The organism is Marinifilum caeruleilacunae (assembly GCF_013141825.1).
Lineage (GTDB): Bacteria > Bacteroidota > Bacteroidia > Bacteroidales > Marinifilaceae > Marinifilum > Marinifilum caeruleilacunae.
The window spans coordinates 97,372-117,865 of record NZ_RZNH01000003.1 but is presented as its reverse complement, the minus strand read 5'-3'; the positions used below and the strand labels follow the sequence as shown (position 1 = coordinate 117,865).

Here is a 20,494-nt window from a genome sequence, read left to right as displayed (position 1 = left end):
TTGTTAATCTGGGATTTTACGTAAAAAGAGAATAAAAAGGATAGGTATGGGATACGTTAGGGCAAAGAAAAATCTGGGACAACACTTTTTGAAAGACCTCAATATTGCTAAAAAAATTGTGGCAGGAATGCAGGCCGATAAAGTTTCCAAAGTCCTTGAAATTGGCCCTGGTATGGGTGTGCTGACTCAATATCTTTTACAAAACAATAATTTCCAAACGCATGTAGTGGAAATTGATACCGAATCGGTAGCTTATTTGCAGGAGAATTATCCTGAACTTTCAGATCGAATTATTGGTGAAGATTTTCTGAAATATGATTTGGCATCTCTTTTCGATGAGCCATTTGCTGTAATTGGGAATTTCCCATACAATATTTCTTCACAAATCTTCTTTAAGATTCTGGAGCACCGCGATCAGATTCCTGAAGTTGTGGGAATGATACAGAAAGAAGTTGCTGAACGTATGAGCGCGGTTCCGGGAAATAAAACCTATGGAATTTTAAGTGTCCTGATGCAGGCATTTTACGATATAGAATATCTATTCACTGTAAGTGAAAAGGTATTCGATCCACCTCCAAAAGTAAAATCCGCTGTAATTAGAATGGTGCGCAATACAACCTCTAATTTAGAGTGTGATGAAAAATTATTTTTTCGAGTCGTGAAGACGGGGTTCAATCAACGCCGTAAAACTTTACGAAATTCCTTGAAACCGGTATTGGGAGAACACAAGCTTGAAGACGAAATCATGTCGAAAAGACCTGAACAGTTAAGTATCGAAGAGTTTGTGAACTTGACCAATAAAATTCAGGAGTTACTGAATACGCAGTTAAGAGAATAAAATTTACACCTAAAATTTTTTGTTATGCAATTTGAATTGACTCGCGAATATATCGATGAAATAAAAAGAGTAATCGAAGAAAAGAATGAAGCTGAGGCAATTGGTTTAATGGAAGAATTGCATCCAGCAGATATTGCCGAAATCTACGACGATTTGAGTATTGATGAGGCAAAATTCCTATACCTTTTACTTGATGGAGACACGGCTGCCGATGTGCTGGCAGAATTGGAAGAAGACGACCGTGAGCGGTTCGTAAAAGCACTGCCTGCCGAGGTAGTTGCCAAAAAGTTTATCGACAATATGGATTCCGATGATGCAGCCGATGTGATTGGCGGTTTATCGGATGAGAAACAGGAGGAGATTCTTTCCCATATTGAAGATATTGAGCAAGCTGGCGATATTGTGGATCTTTTGCACTACGATGAAGATACAGCCGGTGGTCTGATGGCCAAAGAGCTTGTAATTGTTAATGAAAACTGGACCGTTTTAACCTGTTTGAGAGAACTAAGTCGACAGGCCGAAGATATAGATGAGATCTACTATGTGTATGTTGTAGATGATGATGGGATTCTAAAAGGAACCCTTTCCTTAAAGAAAATGATTCTGAGTCCGACCTCAGCTAAAATTATCAATATCTACACACCAGACGTTATGTCAGTGCATACCGACGAAGAAGATGAGGAAGTTGCTTTGATCATGGAAAAGTACGACCTCGTAGCAATTCCAGTAGTCGATAGTATTGGCCGTTTAATGGGACGAATCACCATCGATGATGTGGTAGATGTAATCCGTGACGAGGCAGAGAAAGATTACCAGATGGCATCGGGTCTTACCGAAGATGTTGAAGCCAGTGACTCTGTTTGGCTTCAAATACGAGCACGCTTACCATGGCTTGTAATCGGATTGATTGGTGGAATTTTTGCAGCAATGGTAATTCATAACTACGAAGGTGATATCGGGTTGAATCCTGAAATGGCAATATTTATTCCGCTAATTACGGCAATGGCAGGTAATGTTGGGGTTCAGTCATCGGCGATTATTGTGCAAGGTATTGCAAGTAATTCCTTAGGTTTCGAAAGTGTTTTTAGCCGAATTATGCGTGAACTGGGAGGAGCTATTATTAATGGTTTAACCTGTTCGTTGCTGCTGTTCGTATGCAATTACTTTTACTCTGGAGATTTTACCTTAACCATAGCTGTTTCGGTTGCGCTATTTGCAGTTATTATTTTTGCGGCAATTGCGGGAACCTTAATTCCATTAATGCTAAATAAGGCAAAAATTGACCCTGCTTTGGCAACTGGTCCGTTTATTACAACATTGAACGATATTGTAGGTATTTTCATTTATTTTGGCATTAGTGTCTATTTCTTTAATTCTTTATAATTTTTGATTGAGGAATTGAATATTCCCAATTGGATTTCAATGCTTATTGTAAACCATTCGGTTTATTATGATGAAGAAAAAAAGATCAATAAAAACTCTTTTCATGAAGTGGATTTTTTTAGGTTTTTCTTAACTTTGCATGAGGTTTTCAGGGGTCTTGTAAATTATTGTAAGTGAATGATTTGCAAAATCGATGAGCCAGAATTGTATTTTCGTAGGAAAATTTAATTTATACCATTTTATAAAATACCTCCAAAACAAAGAATTATGAAGAGAGCTCTTATCAGTGTTTTTGATAAAACAAATGTTGTTGAGTTTGCAAAAGACCTAAGCGAAATGGGTTGGGAAATTATCTCTACAGGCGGAACATCTGCAAAATTTAAGGCAGAAGGAATCCCTGTAATGGATATTTCGGATGTAACGAAATTCCCGGAATGTTTCGATGGTCGTTTAAAAACCATACATCCGCATGTAGAAGGTGGAATTCTTGCAATTCGCGATAATGAAGTTCATCAAAAGCAAATGGTTGAGTTGGGAATTGATCCAATCGATATTGTAGTTTGTAACCTTTATCCGTTTAAGCAAACTGTTTTAAACCCGGAATCAAGCCACGAAGACATTGTTGAAAATATCGATATAGGTGGACCAACCATGTTAAGAGCAGCAGCCAAGAATTATAATTTTGTTTCGGTAATTACCGATCCTGCAGATTACACAAAAGTAATTGCAGAACTAAAAGAATCAGGTGATACAAGCCACGAAACAAAAGAATACCTGGCAGCTAAGGTTTTTGAACACACAGCACACTACGATGCATTGATTTCAGGATATTTCAATAAAAAATTGAATGTGAAATCGCCAAAAACTTTAACGCTTACATACGAAAAGAAACAAGATTTACGTTACGGAGAAAACCCGCATCAGAATGCTGCATTCTACGCTCAAATTCAAGAGACAGAAGGTACATTAACTGCGGCCAATAAAATTCACGGTAAGGAATTATCGTATAACAACATTGGTGATACCGATGGAGCATTGGAAACATTGAAAGAATTCGATGAGCCAACAATTGTAGCTGCCAAGCATGCAAATCCATGTGGAATTGGGAGTGCAGATAGCATTTCTGAAGCATTCCAAAAAGCTTATGATGCCGATCCGGTTTCAATTTTTGGTGGAATTGTAGCAGCGAATCGCGAAATTGACAAGGCAACAGCTGAAATCATGAGCGGCATCTTCCTGGAAGTAATTGTTGCACCTTCGTTTAGCAAGGAAGCTCTTGAAGTATTGACCAAGAAGAAAAATTTAAGACTTTTGGAATTGCCAGAAATCCTAAAATCAGATTATACTGCAATGAAAGGCAGAACTGTATTGGGTGGATTATTGGTTCAGGATCAGGATCAGAAATTGATCGGAGAAGAACTAAAAGTAGTTACCAAAAGACAGCCATCTGAAAAAGAGATGGAAGACTTGATGTTTGCATGGAAAACCGTGAAGCATGCAAAATCGAATGGTATTGCCTTAGCAAAAGACAAAACCACAACTGGTGTTGGACCAGGACAGGTGAGTCGCATCTGGGCTTTGGAAAACGCAATTCGCCAGGGAGCAGAAAGAATACAGGGAAGCGTTATGGCTTCTGATGCATTCTTCCCATTCTCGGATTGTGTTGAAGCAGCTCATAAAGCAGGTGTTACCGCAATTATTCAGCCAGGTGGATCGATTAGGGATGAAGATTCAATTAAAGCTGCTGACGAATTCGGTATTGCTATGGTGTTTACCGGAATGAGACATTTTAAACACTAAAGAATTTGCTGATTCGGATATGATACGCACACCATATCCGAATCACAACATATATAAGATAACAGAGATATAGCTACCATATGGGATTATTTTCATTTTTAACTCAGGAGATTGCTATTGATTTGGGGACCGCTAACACCATCATTATCTGTAATGATAAAATTGTTGTTGACGAACCTTCGATCGTAGCTCTCGATCGCCGCACCGAAAAAATGGTTGCGATTGGTGAGAAAGCTCGCCAAATGCAAGGTAAAACACACGAAGATCTAAAAACCATTCGTCCACTAAGGGATGGTGTTATTGCCGACTTTAACGCGGCAGAGCAAATGATACGTGGAATGATCAAGATGATCAATAAAAAGCCACGATTGTTTCCTCCATCATTAAGAATTGTAGTGTGTATTCCATCGGGCAGTACCGAGGTAGAAATGCGTGCGGTACGCGACTCTTCGGAGCATGCAGGCGGTAGAGATGTTTACATGATTTACGAACCAATGGCAGCAGCTATAGGTATCGGAATTGATGTAGAAGCTCCGGAAGGAAACATGGTAGTTGATATAGGTGGTGGTACCACCGAAATTGCAGTTATCTCATTAGGTGGTATTGTTACCAATAAATCAATCCGTATTGCAGGTGATGATTTAACTGTGGATATCCAGGAATACATGCGTCATCAGCACAATATCAAAATTGGTGAGAGAACTGCGGAAGAAATTAAGATCCACGTTGGATCGGCATTGTCGGAGCTCGAAGATCCTCCGGCTGATTACCGTGTTCAGGGTCCAAACCAAATGACTGCATTACCAATTGAAGTGCCGGTTTCGTACCAGGAAATAGCGCACTGTTTGGAGAAATCGATCTCTAAAATTGAAATTGCAATTCTAAGTGCATTAGAACAAACCCCGCCAGAATTGTACGCCGATATTGTAAACAGAGGTATTTACCTTGCCGGTGGTGGAGCCTTATTGCGAGGTCTTGATAAGAGACTGACCGATAAGATTAATATTCCTTTCCACATTGCTGAAGATCCGTTAAGAGCGGTAGCACGTGGAACCGGAATAGCCCTTAAGAATGTTGATAAATTTTCGTTCCTGAGAAGATAATCGGGAACGAACCATATGTTATAGTCAGGAATTGATTTTCGAATGAAGAATCTGTTGCACTTTATCGTACGTTTTCACTTTACGATTTTATTTATTGTATTCGAAATATTTTGTTTGTTGTTATTGGTCAACTACAACAACTATCAAAAATCACAATTCCTGAATTCAAGTAATGCCATTAGCGGAGGAATCTACCAAAAAGTATCCTCCGTTACTGACTATCTTTCCCTGGCCAGAACCAATGAGGAATTAAATCGCGAAAACGTGCGTTTGAGAAACCTTTTGAAATCATCCTACTCTTTATCGGCTGATTCTTCTTTTACTTTTACCGATACTCTTTATAAACAGCAATACATTTATCGTACTGCAAAAATTATTAACAACTCTGTTAATAAACAGTTGAACTATATCACCCTAAATAAGGGGAAAGTTCACGGAATAGAGCGAGAAATGGCAGTTGTTACCGATAATGGTGTTGTTGGGGTAGTAAAAAGTGTTTCGGAGAATTTTTCTTCGGTGATTTCGCTTTTGAATAATCGCCTTAGGGTATCTGCAAAACTAAAAGGGAACAACTACCATGGTTCATTAACTTGGGATGGAGTCGATTACCGTAAAGCTTTGTTAAAAGATATTCCTTTTCATGTAAATATTGCCAAAGGAGATACTATTGTTACCAGTGGTTTTTCTGCAATTTTCCCTGAAGGTGTGCAGTTGGGTGTTGTGGATGAGGTTTTATCATCATCGGGAAGCAATTTTCAGGATGTGAAGGTTTTGCTATCCAACGATTTTAAAAGCATTTCTTATGTGAAAGTAGTTGGCGATTTGATGAAGGAAGAGCGTTTACAATTAGAGGAGGAAGCTGAAGAATGAACATCATTTTAAAAAATATCATTCGTTTTGTAGTTCTTGTTTTGATACAGGTAGCAATCCTAAACAATATCCAGGTGAGTGGATTTGTGAATCCATACATGTATATCTTGTTTATTCTGTTGTTGCCATTTGAAATTCCGAACTGGCTGCTTTTGGTATTGTCCTTTTTCTTAGGATTTAGCATCGATATTTTTAGTGGAACTGTGGGAATGCATGCCTCGGCTTGTGTATTTATGGGATATATTCGCCCTTATATTCTAAACTACCTTTCGCTTCGCGATGGATACGAAGTGGGAACCTATCCGGGAATTGCTCATTTCGGATTTGCATGGTTCTTTAAATATGCGCTTACACTTATTGTAGCACATCATACCTTCCTGTTTGTTATCGAAGCTTTCTCGTTTGCTAACTTTAGCGAAACATTAATGCGTATAATTTTTAGTACCTTTTTCACGTTAACCTTAATAATCACTTCTCAGTTTTTGATGTTCAAAAAATAGATCAACACAATAGCAAATGAATAATTTCTCAAATCGAATATATGTAATAGGAGGAATCTTTGTTCTGGTTGTTCTGATTTTTATGATCAAACTATTTAACCTCCAAATTGTTAACGACTCCTATAAATTATCGGCAGAGAACAATTCTCAACGACAGGTTACCCAATATCCCGCAAGGGGATTAATTTACGACCGTAACGGAAAGTTGCTGGTGTACAACCAGGCGGTATACGATGTAATGATTATTCCAAGGCAGGTTAAAGTTTTCGATACGCTTGATTTTTGCAATCTTCTGGGAATCGAAAAGCTCGATGCCATTAAAAAATTGGCAAAAGCAAAAAAATATTCCCGTCGAAAAGCATCTGTCTTTTTAAAACAGTTGTCTTCGGAGCGCTATGCTGTGCTGCAGGAAAAACTGTATAAGTTTCCCGGATTCTTCGTTCAGCCACGTACCCTTAGAAAGTATCCTCGCCAGAGTGCAGCCCATGCTTTGGGTTACCTAAACGAGGTAAATAATAAAGAAATTAAGGCCGACTCTTACTACAAACAAGGCGATTACATTGGTAAAAGTGGTATCGAGCTTACCTACGAGAAAGACCTGAGAGGAGAGAAAGGCAAGAAAATCTATTGGGTGGATGTTTACAATAGAATCAAAGGTTCTTATCGCGATGGAAAATTCGATAAGCAACCCGTATCAGGAAAAGATTTGGTTTCTACCCTGGATATCGACCTGCAGGAGTATGGTGAACTATTAATGCAGAATAAAAAAGGAGGTATTGTTGCTATAGAACCTTCAAGTGGTGAGATTTTAGCCAAGATTTCCAGTCCGGGCTACGATCCTGAAATGCTTGTGGGTAGAGTCATGGGAAAAAATTACAAAGCATTGGTACAAAACGATAGTTTAAATCCATTGTTCGATCGCGCATTAATGGCTCAATATCCGCCAGGATCTATTTTTAAGATGGTAAATGCTTTAATCGGGCTGCAGGAAAAGGTGATAAGCCCTTTTACAAGGTTCGAATGCCACAGTGGTTATCATGTAGGTTCTTTTACCATGGGATGTCATGCCCATGTTTCACCTTTGGATATGAGACACTCCATTATGCATTCATGTAATGCTTACTATGCGAATACCTTTCGTTATATCGTAGAATCACCAAAGTTTGGTTCGGTTAACAATGGTTACGATGTTTGGAGAAATCATGTCATGTCATTTGGTCTTGGGAAATCCTTGGGTACCGATTTGCCTCACGAGTTGAAAGGAAGTATTCCGACTCTCGATTCTTATTTAAAGCTTTACCGACGAAAGAATTTACGAGCATTAAATGTAATTTCTCTCTCGATAGGGCAGGGTGAGCTATTAATTACACCCATGCAAATGGCCAATATGTGTGCTGCTATTGCCAATAGAGGATATTACTATACACCTCATATTATTAAAGCCGTAGGCGAAGAAAAAGGCATTGATGAGAAATACATAAAAAGAAACGAAACCAGTGTCGATTCATCGTATTTCACTCCAATTATTGATGGTATGGAAATGGTAATTACCGGAGGTGAAGGAAGTACCGGAGGCTTGGCAGCCATTCCAGGGATTCGTGTCTGTGGTAAGACAGGAACCGTTCAAAATCCTCATGGCGACGATCATTCTGTATTTGTTGCATTTGCTCCTCGTGAAAATCCACAGATTGCCATTTTGGTATATGTTGAAAATGGAGTTTGGGGATCGAGATACGGTGCGCCTATTGCCGGTTTAATGATAGAAAAATACATTCGTGGAGACATATCCGATAGTAAAAAATGGACAGAGAAACGCATGTTGGAAGCTGACCTGATTCACCAGGCAGATGCAGAGAAGAAAATTTCAGAATCGAATAATCACTAAGAAGAGATATGACCAGGAGAGTAAGCTTGATAAAAAATTTAGATTGGTGGACAATTTTATTGTATGCCGTGCTTGTTTTTTTGGGATGGATCAACATATATGCAGCGGTGTACAACGAAGAGCACCAGAGTATTTTAGATGTTAGTCAAAGATATGGTAAACAATTGTTGTGGATAGGTGCTGCGGCAGTGCTGGCCATCATTATCTTGATAATTGAGAGTAAATTTTACTCCGCCTTTGCATATCCCACCTATATATTCATGATTGTTCTTCTGGTGGCAGTGCTCGTGCTTGGGCGCGATATTAAGGGAGCAAAATCGTGGTTCGAGTTGGGGCCAATTCGTTTTCAACCTGCCGAATTTGCGAAGTTTGCTACATGTTTGGCCATATCGAGGTACGTTACGCAGTACAATTTCAAAATTCATAATATTAAATCCCTCTTTATATCAGGAGTGATATTGTTTACCCCAATGGCCCTTATTGTATTGCAGGGTGATGCTGGTTCGGCCCTGGTGTATTCTGTGTTTCTGCTTGTTTTGTATCGAGAAGGCCTTTCGGGAATTGTACTGTTTTTAGCTTTTCTGGCTGCCCTTTTATTTGTGTTTACCCTTATATGGCCGAAGTTCACAGTGCTAATAATTATTGTAGGAGTAAGTCTTTTGGTAGCGAAAGCCAGTGGGCTAAAATGGTTGGCCTTTGCCAAGGCTCTGGCCATGTTGGCTGTTAGCTCAGGATTAATTTGGTTGGCTGCAAAAGGCCTGAAAATAGAATTGTCGAACTATTTGATTCTAATCATATCACTAGTCTTATGTGCCATTCCTTTTTTGGTTCATACCTATAAAAATAAGCTGCAAAATGTAGCCTGGATCGTTTTAATCGTATTCGGAAGCATCTTTTACACCTTCTCGGTAGGTTATATTTTCGATAACATTCTGGAAGCTCACCAAAGAACCAGGATCAACGAATTGCTGGGAATTGAATCAAATCCTTACGGATCGGGATACAATGTAGCTCAATCGAAAATTGCCATAGGTTCGGGCGGATTTAGCGGGAAAGGGTTTTTAAATGGAACACAGACTAAATTTAAGTTTGTGCCGGAACAAAGTACCGATTTTATTTTCTGTACCGTAGGCGAGGAGTGGGGCTTTGTTGGTTCCAGTGTAGTCTTGCTTTTATTGCTTACGCTGATATTGCGACTGATGTTTTTGGCTGAGCGACAACGATCATCATTTAGCCGGGTTTATGGTTATGGTGTGGCCTGTATCCTGTTTTTTCACCTCGCTATTAATGTTGGTATGACCATTGGTCTTGCACCGGTAATTGGGATACCTCTGCCATTTTTTAGCTATGGTGGATCTTCACTTTGGTCATTTACCATTCTGTTATTTATCTTCCTTCGTTTGGATGCCAACCGTTTGGAGTTGCTACGTTAATATGGTGTTCATTGGTAACGTATATTAACATGTCTTTCATAAATGATTTGAATTCCTCTTCGAAATCTTTGTAGTGCTCCTGTAAAGTGTCAATGGCATATTCAGATTGATCTGGTAAGCTTGTTCTGCGTGCCATAATGTCAAGGGCAGTTTGTAATCCATCAAGATGGGCATAGCTTTCCAATCGTCGGCTTTGAATGAGAAAGGGAAGAAACATCTTCACCTTATTGGGAAGTATTAGGTAGTTTTTTACCAGTATCTCATGCGATTTTGTAACAAATTGCTCAATGGAAGAGCTATGATATTCCGACCAGTAATTGGCCAGAAAATGATCGTATATCAAATCAACCACCACTCCCGAATACCTTCCGAAGCCATCTTTTAATTTTTGAGAACTCTGAATCACCAAAGGGTGCTTATCGGTAAAATGATCAATATTCCGATGCAGAATAATCCCCTTTTGTACATCAGGATGATAGTTCATATACTTTTTTCCTTTGATGTAATCACCGATAAAGTTTCCCACTTTAACCTTCTCCGATTCCCCGGACAAATACAAATGCGCTAAAAAATTCATGAAGCAAAAATACAAAAAAGCAAATTGATGCAGTTAAAAGGCGAGTTATGATTATTTAAACAGGGCATAACTTTATAAGTTACGGCGATTTTTAACCAATGTCAAGTTTTTTGCCCGTGTTAAGCAACACGCTCTAAATAAGGAACTAAAGGTCGATAAAATTAGCAAAATTCTTTTAAAGTAATAATTTTATAAACTCATACACCTAATGTTGAATTTAAACTAAAGAAAGAGAAATTATGGCTAAAAAAAATGTCATTATCGTGGGTGCTGCGGGTCGTGATTTTCACAACTTCAACACCTATTTCAGAGACAATTCAGAGTACAATGTTGTAGCTTTTACAGCTGCTCAGATTCCTGACATCGACGGAAGAAAATACCCTGCCGAGCTAGCAGGTTCGCTTTATCCGGATGGAATTCCAATTTATGCGGAAGAAGATCTGCCTAAGTTGATAAAGGAATATTGTATTGATGACTGCGTTTTCTCTTATTCGGATGTGTCGTATAAGAAAGTAATGAACGTAAGTGCGATTGTTAATGCTGCCGGATCGAACTTTAAGTTATTAGGTCCTGGTGATACAATGATTAAAAGCCATAAGCCAGTTATTGCTGTTGTTGCAACTCGTACAGGTTGCGGTAAATCTCAAACCTCACGTAAGGTGATAGAAGAGTTAATGGCAAAAGGATTAAAAGTAATTGCAATTCGTCACCCAATGCCTTACGGCGATTTGGTTGCACAGAAAGTTCAGCGTTTCGCAACAGTTGAAGACTTGAAAAAGCACAAATGTACTGTTGAAGAAATGGAAGAGTATGAACCACATGTAACAAGAGGTAATGTAATATATGCAGGTGTAGATTATGAAGCAATTGTTCGAGCTGCCGAAGAAGATCCTGATGGATGTGATGTAATTCTTTGGGATGGTGGAAACAATGATTTCGCATTCTATAAGCCTGACCTGACAGTTACTGTTGCCGATCCACATCGTCCGGGAGCTGAATTGAGCTATTATCCTGGAGAGGTAAATTTAAGAATGGCCGATGTTGTTGTGATTAATAAAATGGATTCTGCTGCTCCTGAAGGAATTCAGGAAGTTCGTGAAAGTATTGCTTATGCAAATCCAACTGCCCAGGTGGTTGACGGTGCATCGCCTATCAGCGTTGATGATCCTGAAATGATTCGTGGTAAGAAGGTATTGATCGTAGAAGATGGACCTACATTGACTCACGGTGAAATGAAGATTGGTGCAGGTACAATTGCAGCTCGTAAGTTTGGTGCCGCAGAAGAAATTGATGCTCGTCCATATTTGGTTGGTAAGTTGAAAGAAACTTATGAAATCTATCCTGAGATTGGCAATATTCTTCCTGCAATGGGTTATTCAGATCAACAATTAAAGGATCTTGAAGCAACCATTAATGCGAGTGATTGCGATACCGTAATTATTGGTACTCCGATAGATTTGAATCGTATCATTAATATTAAGAAGCCGAATACACGAGTGTATTACGATTTGGAAGAAATTGGATATCCAAAAATGTCACACATTATTAACCAGTTTGTTAAAGAGCATAACCTAGTTGAAGAAACTGTTGAGTGATTATAATAATTGATTAAAGGTGAAATAAGGGGAGTGGTTTTAGAACTGCTCCCTTTTAATTTTAATAGATTTGGTGAAAAGAGGAGAGCAATTAACAAGATGTTATAAAATAGTTCAATTCATGATAACCTTTTTGAAGAATTCGAGTATAAAATATATTGCTTTGCCCCTAAGATGAAGCAATAAACGACTATTACTAAAAAACTACTATTTGAAGACTAACTTATGAGCGACTCTATTCTTCTAGGGCTCGTTCAGAATGCCGCAATTTTGTTGAGCCTGAGCATTCTTAACGAGTATTTGTGGGTGAATAAGACCGAAACCAATTCGCGAAGCAAACAAGTGCTTTTCGGGATGATATTCGGTGTTATCTGTATTATTCTCATGATGACTTCGTGGAAAGCATCATCGGGAATTGTATTTGATACCAGGTCTGTTGCCCTTTCAATTTCAGGATTATTTTTTGGTGCGATTCCAACCCTTGTTGCCATGCTGATTACCAGCTTGTATCGTTTATGGATGGGAGGTGATGGCGTAGTCATGGGAATTGCGGTAATCATCTGTTCGGGAAGTATTGGGATTATTTGGAAATATATGTTCCCCAGAATTGGAAATCAGCTAAAATGGATCGAGTTGCTCCTAATGGGATTCGTGGTTCATATTGTGATGCTATTTTGTACTTTCCTCTTGCCTTCAGAGAAAATATATGCTGTATTATCCTATATGGTATTGCCGCTATTAACCATCTACCCTTTTGTAAATATGCTGCTGGGTTTGTTTATGAACCGACAAATACAAAATGCCCAAAACAGATCCAATTTGTCTAATACAGAAGAAAAATATTCGCAACTGTATGAAAGTATGTCCGATGCTTATGTGGTAATGGATATCGAACACAATATCATGGAATGCAATTATGCCCTTCAAGAGATACTAGGCTTTTCTGAGGCCGAACTATTGCGAATGAATTGCAAAGAGATTACGCCGGATAAATGGCTGGATATTGATGAAAATATCACCCGGGAAGTGCATCAAAAGGGGAGTTCGCGTTTGTATGAAAAAGAATGTGTGAAAAAAGATGGCAGCATTGTTCCTGTTGAACTTCGAGTTCATTTATTGAGAGATGAATATGATGAGCCCAAAGGATATTGGGCCATTATCAGAGATATTAGCATTAGGGTAAATGCACTGAATGAAATCGACAATGAGAGAGCCCGATTAGAAACCATTTTGGAAACAGTTCCTGAAATGATTTGGCTGAAAGATCGTGAAGGAAAATACCTGGCTTGCAATAATAATTTTGCCGATTTTCTGGGGGTAAAAGAGAAAGATTTGATCGGACATTCAGATCATATGATTTATGATAGTGAGGAATTAGCTGACTTTTATTTTCAGAAAGACCTTGATGTCATTAAATCGGCCAGTACGGTTCGATTCGTTAATGTGGCAAAATCGGCGACTAACGACAGGGAAATTCTTACTGAAACCATAAAAACCCCAATGTACGATTCGAAAGGCAATATCACTGGAGTGTTGGGAGTTTCCAGAGACATATCCGAAATTAAAAAGGCTGAAGAAGAGTTAAGAAGAGCTAAAGAACAAGCCGAAGAATCGGACAAGTTAAAATCGATTTTCCTGGCCAATATGAGTCATGAAATTCGTACACCTATGAATGCTATCATGGGATTCTCTGAACTTCTGATCGATTCCGGCATCGAAGAGGTTGAGCGCATGCAGTACGTAAATATCATTCAGCAATCGGGAAATAGATTGTTACAGATTATTGATGATATTGTAGATCTTTCGAAACTGGAAATGAATCAGATTGCAGTTAAAAATTCGGAGTTTAACCTGTTTTGCCTGATGCGTGAGTGTATTGAAATTCATAAAAACAGTGAACAGCTAAGAAGCAAACCAAACCTCGATGTAAGAATCAAATCGAATCCTGAACTGGAAGTGCTGGATTTAAGTTCTGATCAAACTAGAATTCAACAAGTCTTGGATAACCTGATTGATAACTCCATTAAATTTTCCGATTCGGGCATCGTTGAAATTGGTTGTAATTTGATTGAAAAAGAAAACAGTGCATTTGCCGAAGTGTATGTAAAAGACGATGGAATTGGTATCCCAGAAGATCGACATGAAGTGATTTTTGAGAGGTTTAGACAAGGCGATGAGGAACATTTTATTGATGGCACAGGCCTTGGATTAAGCATCTGTAAAGGATTGGTTGAGTTACTTGGAGGAACAATTCGATTTGAATCGGAAGTTGGAGAAGGAAGCACTTTTTATTTTAGCATACCATTAAGTGATGAATTTGTAAAGAGGTCGGCAATCGATTCTGAATCCAGTACTTCAAAAAAAATACTGATTGCTGAAAACGACTACAACTCATTTTTGTACGTGAAAAAGTTATTTGATGATGAGGATGTGGAAATATTGTATGCCGAGAACAGCAATGTGATGCTGGATAAGTTAAAACAAACTTCACCCGATTTGTTAATTATGGATTTAAATATTCCCGGGCGAGATAGCATGCAGTGTTTGAATGAGATAAAAAAAACGGAGATTTCGACCAGGGTAATTGCACAAACAGCCTTTGTTTTAAACGGACAGGAGGAGCGTTGTTTAGATGCCGGATGCGATGGTTATTTAATAAAACCTTTTAGCAAGGAAGAGTTTTTTAGCCAGGTGCGAAAAGCAATGGCCTAAGTCGATTTTGCCAGTTTGATATCGGCAATGGTAATTATTAGTATCCCCAATATGGTACAAGTGCCACCCAACAATTGATTTGTGCTGGGCAATATTCCCATGAATGCAAATGCACCTGCTACAATAAAAATACTTCTCGAAGTTCCAATTAGTGTGGTGATGGAGGCATCGACGAATTGAAGTGATGCATAGGTTAAAAGAATGCCAAGAAATGGGCCAAGTAGCGATCCAAGAGCTATGTAAAATACCGACTCCGAACTGTATTGAGGCATTTCCCACATCCACAAAAGGTAAATGGTAAAACCAATAAAAAGGAACAGGTTTCGGCAAACACTAATCATTGTGGTAGGAATATTTTTAATTTCTGATCGTGCCAAAACCAGGCTTACCCCATAAAACAACGCAAATATCAATGCGCTAATGCTCGAAGGCTTCAATAAACTTTGCCAGTTGAATTCCGATGCCGACGTGTTCATGATCAAAACTCCACTTAGGGTAATTACAACGCCTAATATCGAGACCAAACTGTATCGTGTCTTATAGAATAAAAAACCAATAATGATTACAAATATCGGACTGGTATTGGCCAAAAAGGATACGATTGCCGGATTCTCGGTGAGCTGAATGGAAAGGAAAAAGGCTGAAATGGAAATGAACTCAGAGCAACCAATCAGAAGTAGGATTTTTTTTGATTTTCGCGCTAATGCACCAAAGCTTTTTCGTTGGGTAAAAAAACGATTGTAAATCAAGTTGTAAACCAAAGCCAGGCCAAACCAAAGCACCCCAAAAGAAGCCAGGTTGCTGTCTTCCATGGCCATTTTGCTAAACAAATATACATTTGAAAAGCTGATGGTGGCAGCAATGGCCAGAACAATCCCTTTTAGCTTCGACTTGTTACCCATAAGAACTAGAATTTACGGCCACAAATGTATCTAAATTTTAATGATTTCTAAGCGTGTGCTGCGCATTGACAATTATTATTGATATATTCGTTCGTATGGAAATGAATTTGATATTGGCGGCACTTGCAACTTATGTGTTAAATGTGCCCTTCGGATATGTGCGGCAGGGATATAAGAAGTTTTCAGTGATGTGGTTTATTGCCATTCATGCTCCAATACCATTTGTCGTTTTATTTCGTCACCTTTTCGGATTGGGGTTCGAATTGTACACCTATCCAATTATGGTGTCAGCCTTTTTTCTAGGGCAATTTACAGGAAAGAAAACCAGAATTTATTTCGATGCCAAAAAACTAAAACAAGAAGTTGAACTTACAGATACAAAAAAAGACCGGTCCTAAAACCGGTCTTTATCATATCATTAAGATTAATCTTATAATCTCTCTTTAATTTTCTTTGTTTCCTCTTCGAATCCTGGTTTTTCCAACAAGGCGAACATATTGCTCTTGTATGCTTCAACACCTGGTTGATCGAACGGATTTACATCCAAAATGTACCCGCTTACTCCACAAGCAATTTCGAAGAAGTAAAGCAACTCACCAAGGTAAAATTCGTTTAGCTGAGGCATTTCAATTTGAAGATTAGGAACACCACCATCAACGTGAGCCAATTGAGTTCCCAACTCAGCCATTTTATTTACTTCATCAACACGTTTTCCAGCAAGATAATTTAGTTTATCAAGATTATCTTTGTCTTCCGGGATTAAAACTGTGTGATTTGGCTTGGCAACAGAAATTACGGTCTCAAAAATATTTCTTTGCCCTTCCTGAATGTACTGACCCATTGAGTGAAGATCACTGGTAAAGTCAACGCTAGCCGGGAAAATACCTTTGTTTTCTTTTCCTTCACTTTCACCATAAAGTTGTTTCCACCACTCAGCCACATTGTGAAGTTTTGGATTGTAGTTGGCCAAAATTTCAATGCCTTTTCCTTTTTGGTATAAAGCATTTCTTGTAGCCGCATAAAGCAAAGCAGGGTTCTCATCAAAAGCTGCAGCAACCGAATAATCTTGCATCGATTTTGCTCCTGCTACCAAAGCTTTAATATCGTGTCCCGCTACAGCGATTGGCAACAAACCAACCGGAGTTAAAACCGAATAACGTCCACCAACATTATCTGGAATTACGAATGTCTTGTATCCTTCCTGATCGGCAAGAGTTCTTAAAGCACCTTTCGATTCATCGGTAATGGCAACAATTCTCTCACGAGCTTCTTCCTTACCAACTTTCTCTTCCAACATCTCTTTTAACAATCTGAAAGCGATAGCTGGCTCAGTTGTAGTTCCCGATTTTGAAATTACACAGATCCCAAACTCAATGCTTTTAAGGATATCAGTTAACTCGTATAAATAATCTTCGCTAATGTTCTGGCCTGCGTATAGCACCAAAGGATTTTCGTCGCCTGCATTCAGGTGATCGAATGAGTGAGCAAGTGCATCGTTTACAGCTTTGGCACCAAGGTAAGATCCACCAATACCAACAACTACCAATACTTCTACTTTGTCTTTCAACGATTTTGCCGTTGCTTCTATGTCGTTCAATTCAGCTTCGGTAATTCTCGATGGTAGATCAACCCAACCTACATAATCGTTCCCTTTTCCGGTTCCTTCGTGAAGGGAAATAAGGTGTTTCTTACTGCTTTCTTCAAACTTGAAAATCTCTTCCTTACTAACAAAATCAAGAGATTTGTCGATACTCAATTTAATGTGTTCCATTGTGTAGAAATTAAGCCTTACATTTTGCTGCTGTCCGAACCGATACCCCTCCAAATAGTTTGACAGTTGCAGAATGTAAAAGTTGTATTTAAAAAGTTAATTTTTACGATAATCAGCTGCAAAAATACAGCGAATATTTTAGTCTAACGTAAATCTTCCGTTAATAATTTAATCTCGATAGTTGGAGAAATACGTTCGTATAAGATGTTGTAAACTGCCATGGTAATTGGCATGTTTACATTGTACTCGTCGTTGATTTCTTTGATACATTTTACAGCATAGTAACCTTCGGCAATCATATGCATTTCAAGTTGTGCCGATTTAACGGTGTATCCTTTCCCAATCATGGTTCCAAAGGTACGGTTACGACTAAATTGCGAGTAACAGGTTACCAGCAAATCGCCAAGATAAGCCGAGCTTTTGATATCACGGCTAATTGGATGTACTGTATCTACAAAACGTTTAATTTCCTGAATTGCATTCGATATCAATACAGCCTGGAAATTATCACCATATCGAAGGCCATGACAAATGCCTGCTGCAATTGCAAATACATTTTTTAGTACGGCTGCATATTCGGTTCCGTAAATATCATCTGATATGGTAGTTTTGATGTAAGGACATTCAAGGTTTAAGGCCAGCGAACGGGCCTTCCTGGTATCCTGGCAGGCAATGGTAAGATATGATAATCTTTCCATGGCAACCTCTTCGGCATGACAAGGGCCTGATATCACACCAATGCTATCCAAAGGTACATTATAGTGTTCATTAAAGAATTCACCGATAATCATATTTTCATCGGGTACAATCCCTTTAATGGCCGAAACAATGAACTTATCTTCTATGCTAACAGTTAATCTTTTTAGTGCATTTTTCAGAAAGGCCGAAGGAACTGCAAAAATTATCACATCCGAATTTTTTACCACTTCATCCAGGTTGTTGTAGAAATCAATCTGATCCAGGTCAAACTCTACTCCTGTAAGATATCTTGGGTTGTGACTCAATTGTTTAAATTGACTGATGGTGTCAGGGTTTCGCATGTACCAGTTCAGCTTAAGCTCGTTTTCGCGAAGGATTTTCGCTATGGCTGTTGCCCAACTACCACCGCCAATAATGGCAATTCTCGAAGATTCGTTCATATAATAATGCTAAGTCTGTTTTAAATAGAGAGTTGTTTTTGTAAGTATCAGATCTCTAATTTAATAAATATCGGAGGAAGGGAAAAATCCCCGACCTCCGATCATGTAATATTCTGATAAAAATAAGCTTAAGCTAACCACGCTTTTACTTCGTCCTGGCTAGGATTTTTTAAGCCCATTTTTAGTTTTTTGTTTAAACCACAAATGTCCTGGTGTAGTTTTGTTGGCTTCTCTTCTTTCAATGCCTCTACTGTTTGGAAACCTGCTTTTCTGATTACTGGCATCCACTCAGGTGCAATTCCAATTTCAGCAAATTTTTCATCGCTGTCAACAGCAGCTTTCTTCTCTGGTCTCATTTGAGGGAAGAAAAGTACATCCTGAATCGACTGAGAGTTTGTCATCAGCATGGCTAAACGGTCGATACCAATTCCCATACCCGATGTTGGAGGCATACCATATTCCAAAGCACGAACAAAATCCATGTCGATAAACATTGCTTCATCGTCACCTTTCTCGCTCAATTTCATTTGCTCCTGGAATCTTTCCAACTGATCGATTGGATCGTTCAGCTCAGAGTATGCGTTACATACTTCTTTACCGTTCACCATCAGCTCAAAACGTTCTGTTAATTCCGGATTTTCTCTGTGTTTCTTACAAAGAGGAGACATTTCAATCGGATAATCGGTAATGAAAGTTGGCTGAATGTAGTTTCCTTCACACTTCTCCCCAAAAATTTCATCAATTAACTTTCCTTTTCCAAAAGTTTCATCCACTTCAATTTCCAATTGCTTGCAAACATCTCGAAGCTGGCTTTCATCCATTCCGTTGATATCAATTCCGGTGTGTTCTTTTATCGAATCAATCATCGAAATACGCTTGAATGGACGCTTAAAGTCGATCTCTTTATCGCCAACCTGAACTTTTGTAGTTCCATGAAGATCCAAAGCAACTTTTTCAATCATCTCTTCGGTGAAATCCATCATCCAGTTGTAGTCTTTGTAAGCTACATAGATTTCCATTACCGTAAACTCCGGGTTGTGAGTTCTATCCATACCTTCGTTACGGAAGTCTTTTGCAAACTCATAAACACCTTCGAAACCACCAACAATTAATCTTTTCAGATACAACTCGTTTGCAATACGCATGTACAAAGGAATATCCAAAGCATTGTGATGTGTAATGAACGGACGAGCCGATGCACCACCTGGAATTGCCTGCAGAATTGGAGTTTCAACTTCAAGGTATCCTTTGCTGTTGAATAATTCACGCATTGAGTTGATAATTTTGGTTCTCTTCAGGAACACATCTTTTACATCCGGGTTTACCACAAGGTCTACATAACGCTGACGGTAACGCAATTCAGGATCACTGAATGAGTCGTATACTTTTCCATCTTTTTCCTTTACAATCGGAAGCGGACGAACTGATTTTGAAAGAACAGTCATTTCGGTGGTGTGAACAGAAGTTTCACCAACCTTGGTTTTAAATACGTATCCCTTAATTCCAATAAAATCACCAATATCCAAAAGCTTTTTGAATACTGTGTTGTAAAGAGTTTTATCCTCTTCAGGGCAGATTGAATCTCTGGCAATGTATACCTGAATTCTTCCTTTTGAATCCTGAAGTTCAATAAAAGAAGCTTTACCCATAATTCTTCTACTCATAATTCTACCTGCAATACAAACCTCTTGTAGGTTGTTTTTTTCAGGATCGAAGTCTTTCAAAATATCTGTAGAATAATTGTTTACATGATATTGTGCCGCAGGGAATGGATCGATACCCAAACTCTGCATTTCCTTTAGGGAATTTCTTCTAATGATCTCTTGTTCACTAAGTTCTAACGCATTCATCTTAATCTCAATAAAGTTTATTCGGGCACAAAGATATAATAACCTGAGCAATTTGTGAATTCATCGCTATAAATACTTGTAAAAAAATAAACTAGTTGTGATTTTTACGGAAATAGTGGCACTCAAATTGCAGATT

16 protein-coding genes are annotated in these 20,494 nt (G+C 38.6%); 11 read left to right on the top strand and 5 right to left on the bottom strand.

Features of this window, described 5'->3' with window-relative positions; translation table 11 throughout:
* Positions 1-46 precede the first annotated feature (46 nt).
* The 8 genes from rsmA (at position 47) to rodA (ending at position 9,812) form a co-directional block, all read left to right on the top strand.
* Entirely contained in the window at positions 47-838 is a 792-nt protein-coding gene (gene rsmA / locus ELS83_RS03165) for a 16S rRNA (adenine(1518)-N(6)/adenine(1519)-N(6))-dimethyltransferase RsmA (RefSeq protein WP_171594077.1), read from the top strand.
* Positions 839-862: 24 nt separating this feature from the next.
* A complete protein-coding gene (gene mgtE, locus ELS83_RS03160) occupies positions 863-2,221 on the top strand; it encodes a magnesium transporter (protein ID WP_171594076.1) in 1,359 nt (452 codons plus the stop codon).
* A 267-nt stretch (positions 2,222-2,488) separates the two neighbouring features.
* Positions 2,489-4,021, top strand: a complete 1,533-nt coding sequence (gene purH, locus ELS83_RS03155; protein ID WP_171594075.1) for a bifunctional phosphoribosylaminoimidazolecarboxamide formyltransferase/IMP cyclohydrolase — start codon at positions 2,489-2,491, stop codon at positions 4,019-4,021.
* An 80-nt stretch (positions 4,022-4,101) separates the two neighbouring features.
* Entirely contained in the window at positions 4,102-5,124 is a 1,023-nt protein-coding gene (locus ELS83_RS03150) for a rod shape-determining protein (protein WP_171594074.1), read from the top strand.
* Between the two features lie 42 nt (positions 5,125-5,166).
* Positions 5,167-5,994, top strand: a complete 828-nt coding sequence (mreC, locus tag ELS83_RS03145; protein WP_171594073.1) for a rod shape-determining protein MreC — start codon at positions 5,167-5,169, stop codon at positions 5,992-5,994.
* The gene (mreD, locus tag ELS83_RS03140; protein WP_171594072.1) at positions 5,991-6,494 is read left to right on the top strand and encodes a rod shape-determining protein MreD; all 504 of its coding nucleotides are present in this window, start codon (positions 5,991-5,993) and stop codon (positions 6,492-6,494) included. Before mreC ends, mreD begins: the two co-directional genes overlap by 4 nt.
* Before the next feature lie 16 nt (positions 6,495-6,510).
* Entirely contained in the window at positions 6,511-8,379 is a 1,869-nt protein-coding gene (mrdA, locus tag ELS83_RS03135) for a penicillin-binding protein 2 (RefSeq protein WP_171594071.1), read from the top strand.
* An 8-nt stretch (positions 8,380-8,387) separates the two neighbouring features.
* Positions 8,388-9,812 (top strand): rod shape-determining protein RodA, encoded by a 1,425-nt coding sequence (rodA, locus tag ELS83_RS03130; protein WP_171594070.1) that lies wholly within the window; start codon positions 8,388-8,390, stop codon positions 9,810-9,812.
* On the opposite strand, the gene ELS83_RS03125 is transcribed toward rodA, so the two are convergent.
* Positions 9,766-10,389 carry an acyl carrier protein phosphodiesterase gene (locus tag ELS83_RS03125; RefSeq protein WP_171594069.1) on the bottom strand — a complete coding sequence of 208 codons (624 nt, stop codon included), beginning with the start codon at positions 10,387-10,389 and terminating at the stop codon, positions 9,766-9,768. The two genes, rodA and ELS83_RS03125, sit on opposite strands and share 47 nt — an antisense overlap.
* 239 nt (positions 10,390-10,628) lie before the next feature.
* Here ELS83_RS03125 and ELS83_RS03120 point away from each other — a divergent pair, with 239 nt between their 5' ends.
* Positions 10,629-11,984: a cyclic 2,3-diphosphoglycerate synthase gene (locus ELS83_RS03120; RefSeq protein WP_171594068.1), complete on the top strand. Its 1,356-nt coding sequence runs from the start codon at positions 10,629-10,631 to the stop codon at positions 11,982-11,984.
* 225 nt (positions 11,985-12,209) lie between these two features.
* Positions 12,210-14,696, top strand: a complete 2,487-nt coding sequence (locus tag ELS83_RS03115) for a PAS domain S-box protein (protein WP_171594067.1) — start codon at positions 12,210-12,212, stop codon at positions 14,694-14,696.
* On the opposite strand, the gene ELS83_RS03110 is transcribed toward ELS83_RS03115, so the two are convergent.
* Complete coding sequence (locus ELS83_RS03110; RefSeq protein ID WP_171594066.1) at positions 14,693-15,598, bottom strand: DMT family transporter; 906 nt, start codon at positions 15,596-15,598, stop codon at positions 14,693-14,695. The genes ELS83_RS03115 and ELS83_RS03110 overlap by 4 nt on opposite strands.
* A 95-nt stretch (positions 15,599-15,693) precedes the next feature.
* Here ELS83_RS03110 and ELS83_RS03105 point away from each other — a divergent pair, with 95 nt between their 5' ends.
* Positions 15,694-15,996, top strand: coding sequence for a hypothetical protein (locus ELS83_RS03105; RefSeq protein ID WP_216616338.1), 303 nt, complete (start codon positions 15,694-15,696; stop codon positions 15,994-15,996).
* A gap of 32 nt (positions 15,997-16,028) precedes the next feature.
* Here ELS83_RS03105 and ELS83_RS03100 read toward each other — a convergent pair whose 3' ends face one another.
* The 3 genes from ELS83_RS03100 to lysS all read right to left on the bottom strand — a co-directional run bounded on the left by ELS83_RS03100 (position 16,029) and on the right by lysS (position 20,358).
* On the bottom strand, positions 16,029-17,369 hold the full coding sequence (locus tag ELS83_RS03100; RefSeq protein ID WP_171594065.1) for a glucose-6-phosphate isomerase: 1,341 nt from the start codon (positions 17,367-17,369) through the stop codon (positions 16,029-16,031).
* Positions 17,370-17,512: 143 nt separating this feature from the next.
* The gene (locus ELS83_RS03095) at positions 17,513-18,508 is read right to left on the bottom strand and encodes an NAD(P)H-dependent glycerol-3-phosphate dehydrogenase (RefSeq protein ID WP_171594064.1); all 996 of its coding nucleotides are present in this window, start codon (positions 18,506-18,508) and stop codon (positions 17,513-17,515) included.
* A 128-nt stretch (positions 18,509-18,636) separates the two neighbouring features.
* Positions 18,637-20,358: a lysine--tRNA ligase gene (gene lysS, locus ELS83_RS03090; RefSeq protein WP_171594063.1), complete on the bottom strand. Its 1,722-nt coding sequence runs from the start codon at positions 20,356-20,358 to the stop codon at positions 18,637-18,639.
* Positions 20,359-20,494 lie beyond the last annotated feature (136 nt).